The 7,798-nt window shown below is 49.5% G+C and carries 4 protein-coding genes; all 4 read right to left on the bottom strand.

Translation table 11 applies throughout. From position 1 onward, the window contains the following. Positions 1-408: 408 nt before the first annotated feature. Positions 409-1,533, bottom strand: coding sequence for an HD-GYP domain-containing protein (locus AC27IT_RS27395; protein WP_005829516.1), 1,125 nt, complete (start codon positions 1,531-1,533; stop codon positions 409-411). 133 nt (positions 1,534-1,666) lie between these two features. Next, positions 1,667-4,198 (bottom strand): DNA gyrase subunit A, encoded by a 2,532-nt coding sequence (gene gyrA, locus AC27IT_RS27390; protein ID WP_025846773.1) that lies wholly within the window; start codon positions 4,196-4,198, stop codon positions 1,667-1,669. Between the two features lie 229 nt (positions 4,199-4,427). Further along, positions 4,428-5,612 (bottom strand): MFS transporter, encoded by a 1,185-nt coding sequence (locus AC27IT_RS27385; RefSeq protein ID WP_327945255.1) that lies wholly within the window; start codon positions 5,610-5,612, stop codon positions 4,428-4,430. 570 nt (positions 5,613-6,182) lie between these two features. Further along, on the bottom strand, positions 6,183-7,457 hold the full coding sequence (locus AC27IT_RS27380; protein WP_007786444.1) for an MFS transporter: 1,275 nt from the start codon (positions 7,455-7,457) through the stop codon (positions 6,183-6,185). Positions 7,458-7,798: the final 341 nt, after the last annotated feature.

Below are 7,798 nucleotides of genomic sequence, written 5' to 3'. Positions count from 1 at the left end.
GCCGCCAGCGTTCGTCCTGAGCCAGGATCAAACTCTCCAATAAAGTTTGTTACTGGTTCAAAGCTGGCAAATCATTAATGATAGACTCATCAACGCTTTCGCTGTTCAGTTTTCAAAGAGCATTTTCCACTCGCCTCTCAAGGCGACTTTCCTAGTATATCATGCCGTCCAAGCTTTTGCAAGATATTTTTTAAAACTCCTTTTCGCTCAGCAGCGACAATTCAATACTCTATCAGATAAGAATCCTGAAGTCAACACTTTCATTTTCTTATTTGATGTCTGCTTCAATTGAAGCGACAAGAAGTATCTTACCATGTATTGAAATACAGTACAAGCAATTTTTAAAATGAAATTAAACTTTTTCACTAATAATAAAAGAGAGGCGTAATTACCGCCTCTCCCCCTGCTCTAAGACTGCTCCAAGACACGAATAATCGACAAATGTCTGGCATCCACCAGGTTTACAATCTTGCCCCCGGTCTCCACCATTGGCCGGGTAGGATGGTTCCGATCTGTAAATACAATCTTTCCTATCGTCCCGTCACTCAGCTCGACAATCGTACCGATCGTAAATTGAGTAATCCCATCCACAAATTTGCGTACAATAGTCGGGTCAAGCTTGCCAAAGCTGTCTCGAACCAATTGCTCTACCACCACGTATGGGGAAAGTGCCTTTTGATAAATCCGATCCGAGCACATCGCATGATACACATCCGCTACAGCAACAATCTTGCTGTACAGGTGCAATTTTGAGCCAGGCAGCCCTAACGGATATCCCGAGCCATCCTCCCGCTCATGATGCTGCAGGGCGGCCAGCGCGACTCCCTCGCTCAAACCATGGGAAGCTTTGATGATTTGGTATCCATAAACGGTGTGCTTTTTCATCTCTTCGAATTCTTCTTCTGTGAGCTTGCCGGGTTTTTGCAAAATTCTGCGGTCGATCTTGGTTTTTCCTATATCGAGCAAGGTGCCTGCCAATGCAACCTGCATCCATTCCTTTTCCGGAACCTTGATCCACTTTGCAATCATATAAGAAATGATCCCAACTGCAATCGCATGCTCGTACGTATAGCTGTCCATCCGTGCAAAACGGCGCAGTGACAGCAATACTTGCGGCTGCTGCTGGAACTCCGTAATAATCGGAGTAACCACCTCACGCACTTCCATCACCGGGATGTTATTTCCGCCCTGTACCCGAACCATCAAATTTTTCAGCGTTGATACTGCCTTTTCAAAGGTCTCCTGAATCGCTGGCTTGACAGGGCTCAGCTTGTCCGAAGCTTTTGCCTGCTCGTCCGCTGGCGCTTCTGCTTGCTCCGTGGTATTGCCAGCGCTGGCTTCCTCAATATGTACCTTTTTAACCATAAAAGCTTCGAGGAATTCGATTTCTTTCTCAGACAAAAGGGTTCCTTTTGAAAACAAAACTCCCCCTAATGCTGAATATACTTCCTCTGCCAATCTCGCTCCACTGTTCAGTTGCTTCACATCCACGATGGGCAACTTGGTCACCACCCGATCCAACTTGTTAATCATAATAGTTTTCTTTTCCCAATTTTACTCCAATTTCAAACCATTTGCAGGAATAAAGTAACAAATCACTCTAACTTTCTGCTCAAAAAAAGAAACGCCCCTTGATTTTTCGGGGCGCTTCTCTCGATATTTTGCTTTATTCCTCAGTCGGCTCGTCCGGTTCAACATTGGTTGGAGCGTCACCATCACCAACAGTGTCGACAGCCTCACCATGCTCTTGCTCCTCAGAGTCGACCTCATCGTCCTCTTCGTTCGGCGGGCATTTCGCTACTGAACCTACCTGCTCATTTTCCGACAGGCGAATCAGCTTCACACCTTGCGTATAGCGACCCATGACAGAAATACCCTTCATTTCTGTCCGAATGATGATGCCGGAAGTCGTGATAATCATCAGGTCTTCCTCTGGCTCAACCACTTTCAAGCCGACCACAGGACCACTGCGTTCCGTGACATTGTGGGTCTTGATCCCTTTACCGCCGCGAGACTGGATGCGGTATTCGTCAACAGGAGTGCGTTTTCCGTAGCCGTTTGCAGTTACGATCAGAACTTCCGCGTTCGGCTTGATGACGTCCATATCAATGACATTATCGTCATCGTCGAGGGTAATCCCTTTTACGCCGGTTGCGTTGCGTCCCATCGTCCGCACATCGCTTTCGCTGAAGCGAACGGACATCCCTTTTTGCGTACCCATGATGATCTCTTGCTGGCCGTCAGTCAAACGAACCCCGATCAGCTCGTCATCTTCGCGCAGATTGACTGCAATCAGCCCGCCTTTGCGAATGTTTTCATAGGACTCGAGCGTCGTCTTCTTGATAATCCCTTTCTTGGTCGCAAAGAACAGGAAGCGCTCATGGTCGAACTCTTTGACCGGGATTACCGCACTGACCCGCTCGCCCTTTTCGATCTGAATCAGGTTGATGATCGGCGTGCCTTTTGCCGTCCGGCTGAGATCAGGAATTTCAAAGCCTTTCAGGCGGTACACCTTGCCCTTGCTCGTGAAGAACATGATGTAATCATGCGAATTGGTAATGTACAGATGCTCAACGAAGTCGTCATCCTTGGTTCCCAATCCTTGGACTCCCCGGCCACCACGCTTTTGCGAACGGTAGGTGGATACAGGCAGACGCTTGATGTAGCCGTCGTGGGTCAAAGTAATGACGACATCCTCTTCTGGAATCAAGTCAGCATCTTCAATGTGATCCTCGTCAAACGTAATCGCTGTGCGGCGCTCATCGCCAAACTTCTCCTTGATTTCGCCCAGCTCTTCACGAATGATCGCGTAGATTTTGGCTTCGTCAGCGAGAATTGCACGCAGCTCGGCAATTTTCGCGAGCAGCTCCTGGTACTCATTCTCGATTTTCTCCCGCTCCAAGCCGGTCAGGCGTTGCAGGCGCATGTCGAGAATCGCTTGTGCCTGCTCGTAGCTCAGGGAGTAGTTTGTCATCAGTCCTTCGCGCGCTTCTTCCGTTGTTTGCGAAGAACGAATGAGACTGATAATCTCATCAATATGATCGAGCGCAATCCGCAAGCCCTCCAAAATATGAGCGCGCGCTTCTGCCTGCTTCAGATCGTATTCGGTTCTTCTGCGGATAATGACGCGCTGGTGCTGCAAATAGTAATACAGCATATCGCGCAGATTGAGCACGCGCGGACGGCCGTCAACCAAGGCCAGCATGTTGACGCCAAACGTCGTCTGCATTTGCGTATGCTTGAACAGATTGTTCAACACGACTTTTGGAATGACGTCGCGGCGGAGCTCCATCACGATGCGCATCCCTTTACGGTCGGACTCATCGCGCAGATCGGTAATGCCCTCGATTTTCTTTTCGCGGACAAGCTCTGCGATTTTTTCTACGAGTCTTGCCTTATTCACCTGGTAAGGAATTTCCGTCACAATGATGCGCGGTTTTCCTTTATCCTCTTCGATTTGGGTTTTCGCCCGCATAATAATAGAGCCGCGGCCCGTTTCGTAGGCACGACGAATCCCGCTAAAGCCGAGAATTTCTCCGGCTGTAGGGAAATCCGGCCCTTTGATGATCTTCATCAGATCTTGAATCGTAATATCCGGGTTGTCGATCATGGCAATGACGCCATCAATGACTTCCGTCAAGTTATGCGGAGGAATATTGGTCGCCATCCCGACGGCAATCCCCGAAGCTCCGTTCAAAAGCAGGTTCGGGAAGCGAGAAGGCAAGACAACCGGCTCTTCCTTGCGCCCGTCGTAGTTGGGCGTGAAATCAACTGTTTCTTTATCAATATCGCGCAGAAGCTCCAGCGCGAGCTTGGAAAAGCGCGACTCTGTATAACGCATGGCCGCTGCCGGGTCGCCGTCTACAGAACCGAAGTTTCCTTGCCCTTCCACGAGCATATAACGCATATTAAAATCTTGTGCCATACGTACCATCGCTTCATAGATGGAAGAGTCCCCATGCGGATGGTAGTTCGCCATAACTTCCCCGACTACGTTTGCCGATTTACGGAACGCTTTGTCAGGAGTAAGTCCCATGTCGTGCATGGCATACAAAATACGCCTGTGAACAGGCTTCAACCCATCGCGAACATCAGGCAATGCGCGACTGACGATAACGCTCATCGCGTAGCTGATGAACGATTCTCTCATTTCCTGGCTAATATCGACTTTGGGAAACCGAGCAGTTTCTTCTGCCATAAACGGTAAACCTCCAACTGGTTATCACAATACGTTATTATACCATATAGAAAGAGGACACGTCCAAAAATTCCAGTCGAATCAATCGATTCCCCTTGGTTTTGCTCCGCTTTTGGCCCCGAATTTTCCCAAAAGCACGTTCCCTATTTATTCCAGTCCTGTTTTGCATTCACTTATGATTTGCCGTTTTCGCCTTCCCTATTCACAAAAGGAAAAACCCGAAACGATCTTAGGAGGAAATCGATTCGGGCACAGATGTGTTTTTGCCTTGCCGGGCCAAATAAACGATGTAGACAAGCAAATACAGCCCAAGTGCAACCAACGAATAACGATACATCGCCGCAAAACTGGTCATTTTGGCGACTGCCCCCAGAATCATTGCCCCTCCGCCGATCCCAAGGTCGAACGCAGAGAAAAATGTCCCGGTAGCTGCCCCTCTTCTCGACGGGTCTACCCGCTTGATCGTCCACGCCTGCAAAGAAGGCTGCACGCCGCCAACACCGACGCCAAACAAGATCGCAGCAAAGATCAGTTGCCATTCGCTCGTGCTGTACGACAACAGCAACAGTCCGCCGCCAAGGATAAATCCACCCGGCAGCAAAATCCAGGCAGGTCCTCTGCGATCAAACAGCCTTCCCGCCAGAGGCCGAACAGCCATCAGCGCAATCGCATTGAACAGGAAAAACAGACCAATATTCGCGATGCCAACCTCAAGGCCAAACAAAGTAATAAAGCTGAATATCCCTCCGTAAATAATCCCGATCAGCAAATTCAGCAGAGAGGGAAACAGCGCTGCCTTTTCAATCAGCCCACTCAACACGCTGCCATTCGGCTTTTGCCCAGCAACGATTGGCTTGATTTTTACCAGCCTGGACAAGATCATCGCCAGAGCAGTCAAGCCTGCGGAGATGACAAACAGCCAACCGTATCCCCAGTTTTGCGATACCCACAAGCCCAATAGAGGCCCGAAAGCCATTGCCAAGTTGCTGAACATCCCGAAGTACCCCATTCCTTCCCCGCTTCTTTCCCGAGGAATGATATCGGACACGATCGTTCCGTAGGTGGTAGTGACAATTCCCCAGCCGATCCCGTGCAAAAAGCGAATCGCCAACACCAGCGCCACACTGACCATCCAGTAATATCCGGCGACGGCCAGCAAAAAGATGGCCAATCCAATCAGCAAAACAGGCTTCCTCCCGATGGTGTCCAGCGCTTTCCCGGTAAAAGGACGCACAAGCAGGGCTGACACGGTGAAAAGGCTAATGACCAGCCCTACCGCCAACTGATCTCCGCCCATGTCTGTCACATAGACCGGAAGCGTCGGAAGCAACATCTGGAACGCAACGAACAGCATAAAGTTGGAGAGTGCCAGGATCACAAAATCTTTCGTCCACAACGCCGTTTTTTCTGACATCAATATTCACTCCCCCTATCAAACCCGCGTATCTTTTCAATACAATAATATATATAAAGTATAAAAAGTCAACCCATCGAGCCATCCATTATGCACTTTATGGTGCAATGCCTCCCCTTTCCCAGAAAAAAAGACGCCGGGTCAGCGCCGGCGCCTTGCTACAGCTTCACGATCATTTCCAAATCGGAGGTGCGAATCATTGTTTTGGTGTCGATCAGCAGCCCGATAAAAAGCACGGTCATCTTCATCCATTTTCTCATGGCGTATCCCCCTCCGTTTGTGTTGTTACCTTGATTGTACAAGGGGCGCAGTCGTTCTCCTATCGAATTGCCTTGCACGATTCTTACAAAGCTGTAAGAGTCGCAAAAAGTGTGTACTGCATGGCACAAGAGCTCGACCGCTTTCATGAAATCCAGCGTCAATTTTTGCAAAATGCTTCCCATGAGCAGGATCGAAGCTGAAAACGGTCCATTGTGCAGTGCTATTTTCCGTATCAGTTTGCCGCTATCCCACTCCACTCAAAGCTAACTCCCAAGGCAATATGAGCCTTGGGTGCTTTCCTTTTTTCCGCTATACATTCCGGGAAACATTTGCACTGAGCGCGTTCCTGCCAATCCGCATAACCATGAAGGAAGCGAGCAGGCAAAACGCTCCTGCAGCTATGAACATGAAGAAGTAGCTGTTCAGTATTGTATAGACCACGCCACCACCGTAGGCAGCTACCGCAGCCCCCAATTGATGGGCTGTTAATATCCAGCCAAACAAAATTCCTGCCTGCTGTTTGCCAAAAATGTCTGTCGTCAGCCTCAATGTAGGAGGAACCGTCGCGACCCAATCCAAACCGTAGAACACGATGAACAACCCAAGGCTAAATGTAGAGGTGGACAAAGCCGTAGGCAGAAACATCAAGGAGAGCCCGCGCAGTCCGTAGTACCAGAATAGCAGCCAGCGGTTATTGTAGCGATCAGACAGCCATCCGGAAAGCGTCGTTCCAATAATGTCAAAAACACCAATCAGGGCGAGCAGGCTGGCAGCAGTTACTGCTGGAATCCCGTGCTCCATGCACGCCGCAATAAAATGCGTCCCGATCAAACCGTTTGTAGACAAACCGCAAATAAAAAAGCTGCCGGCCAACAACCAAAAGTCAAAGGATCGAAGGCCAGTGAACAACCCATTCATTGCCGCACGGAATGGATTTTGTACAGGAGCCGCAAGTTCTTGGTCTGTGACTGTCGCTCCGTACGCTGAGAGCCCTTTATCGCTCGGGCGATCACGCATCAAAGCTGCCACGATCGGCACCATCACGAGCGCTACGGAAGCTATCACCCAGGAGGCTGTACGCCAGCCTTCCGTTTCAGCCAGGCTGGCGAGAAGAGGCAGAAACACAAGCTGTCCCGTAGCACCGCTCGCCGTCAAAATTCCCATGACCAGCCCTCGCTGTTGTACAAACCACCGATTGGCGATCATCGCCCCTAATACCGATGCTGTACAGCCTGATCCAAGGCCGACAACCACTCCCCATAACACAGTCAGTTGCCATGATGCCTGCATCCATGTTGTCAGTGCAGCCCCTAAGGCCAACATCAGCAAAGCAATCATCGTGATCCGCCTAATCCCGAACCGATCCATGACCGCTGCTGCAAACGGCCCAACCAATCCGTATAACAGCAAATTGATAGACAGCGCAAAGGAGATTGAAGAACGACTCCACCCAAATTCTTGTTCCACAGGCACCATGAATACACCAGGTGCGGAGCGAATCCCAGCCCCTATCAAGAGGATGAAAAAGGTCACTGCGGCAATCACCCAGGCATAGTGGAAACGCACAGAAGCAGCCTGTTTCATGAAAACTCCTTTCCTGTCCACAAACATCAGAAATTTCAGTATGTAATTCTGTTACTCATTACTATAGTGGAGCCAGACCGCAATGTAAAAATAAACTTTTCCATCCCACTCATCAATAATTTCAATGAGTCGAATAGGGAAGACCAGGTAAAAAACAGGGCAGCGAAGCGCTGGCAACAAAACATTCTTGCTCGTATTTAGCCAAAAACTCTTCCTCCCGCATGGCCTTCCCTTTTGTGACGGCTAAGCTGTGTTCGATTTTCCTTGTGGGTACGTCCTTGTGTTCCAAGGTACACAAAAAAAGCTGCATTCTCCATTACTCGCAAAAGTAATCGGGAATA

The sequence above is a fragment of the Brevibacillus sp. YAE8 genome (assembly GCF_057543335.1).
The sequence above is the reverse complement of the archived record's forward strand: the minus strand, read 5'-3'. Positions and strand labels throughout refer to the sequence as shown.